Annotated in this window: 1 protein-coding gene; it reads left to right on the forward strand. The window is 58.5% G+C overall.

What is annotated here, in order from left to right; genetic code table 11:
- The first annotated feature begins 73 nt into the window (after positions 1-73).
- A complete protein-coding gene (locus VC352_RS24780) occupies positions 74-1,504 on the forward strand; it encodes an IS1182 family transposase (protein WP_322982153.1) in 1,431 nt (476 codons plus the stop codon).
- Positions 1,505-1,677 lie beyond the last annotated feature (173 nt).

The raw sequence follows: 1,677 nt of genomic DNA on the forward strand, positions 1-1,677 counted from the left end.
GGCCCAGGCTGTGTAAAAACGCTGGCATCGACCTTGCTGTGATTTGATGGATTCAAATCAGTGGGGAATGCCGATGAAGCGTTTTATCCAGGGAGAGCATCGAGGCCAAAGTGTGTTGCTTCCCGAGAGCCTGGATGACTACGTGGCGGACACCAACCCGGTGCGTGTGGTCGATGTGTTCGTCGATGAACTCGACCTTGGTCGACTCGGTTTCGCGGGTGTTGTCCCCGCAGAAACTGGTAGGCCTGCTTACCATCCTGCCGTCCTGCTGAAGATCTACATCTACGGCTACCTCAATCGCATCCAGTCCAGTCGCCGCCTTGAGCGAGAGACCCAGCGCAACGTTGAGCTGATGTGGTTGACCGGACGTTTGATGCCGGACTTCAAGACCATCGCCAACTTCCGCAAGGATAACGGCAAGGCCATCCGCGGCGCTTGTCGGCAGTTCGTCGTACTGTGCCAGCAGCTCGGTCTGTTCGCCGAAGCGCTAGTGGCTATCGACGGCAGCAAGTTCAAGGCGGTCAACAATCGTGATCGCAACTTCACCAGTGCTAAGTTGCAACGGCGGATGGAGGAAATCGAATCCAGCATCAGCCGCTACCTGACTGCGCTAGATACTGCCGACCGGCAGGAGCCCGTGGTGGCACAGGCCAAGGCAGAGCGTCTGCACAGCAAGATTGCCGCCCTGAAAACCAAGATGCAGGAACTGCGAGATATCGGGGCTCAGCTTGAGTCCGCCCCGGACAAGCAGATCTCCCTGACCGATCCAGATGCCCGCTCGATGATGACGCGCGGCACCGGGATGGTCGGTTACAACGTCCAAGCTGCGGTCGATGCGAAGCATCACCTGATCGTGACGCACGAAGTCACCAACGACGGTGTCGACCGTGACCAATTGAGTAACGTGGCCATGCAGGCGCGGGAAGCGATGGGCGTGGAAGCGCTCTCGGTGGTCGCTGACCGAGGCTATTTCAAGAGTGAGGAAATCCTCGCCTGCCACGAAGCTGGCATCACCGCTTTCGTGCCCAAGACGCTGACGTCGGGAGCGACAGCGGCTGGCCGCTTTGGCAAAGGTGACTTCATCTATGACGCAGCAAGGAACGAGTACCGTTGCCCAGCAGGGCAAAGCCTGATCTGGCGCTTCTCACACGTCGAGAAAGGACTAAAGCTGCACCGTTACTGGAGTTCGAACTGCCAAAGGTGTGCGTTGAAAGATCAGTGCACACCGAGCGCACAACGCCGGGTGAGTCGCTGGGAGCATGAGTCGGTGCTCGATGCGATGCAGACTCGCCTGGATCAGGCACCGGAGATGATGCGCATCCGCCGTCAGACGGTGGAGCATCCGTTCGGCACGTTGAAGGCCTGGATGGGCGCTACTCATTTCCTCACCCGAACACTCGACCGGGTGAGCACCGAGATGAGCCTGCATGTGCTCGCCTACAACTTCAAACGCGTGTTGAACTTGCTGGGCAGCGGTGCCCTGATGGCAGCGATGAAGGCCTGAGGCCTGTTTTACGAGTCCTACCGTCCTCCATCAGTCGTGCCGAAGCCTAAAATGCCATAGCAACCAGAATCACCGAATGCGCCTGATTGGGCATCCGGCGGCCTTCTGGACGCTGAGAAAATCCACCGGCAGTTGATTGCCATCACTTGCTGCGTTTTTACACGGTCTGGGCC

The organism is Pseudomonas sp. C11 (genome assembly GCF_034683865.1).
GTDB lineage: Bacteria > Pseudomonadota > Gammaproteobacteria > Pseudomonadales > Pseudomonadaceae > Aquipseudomonas.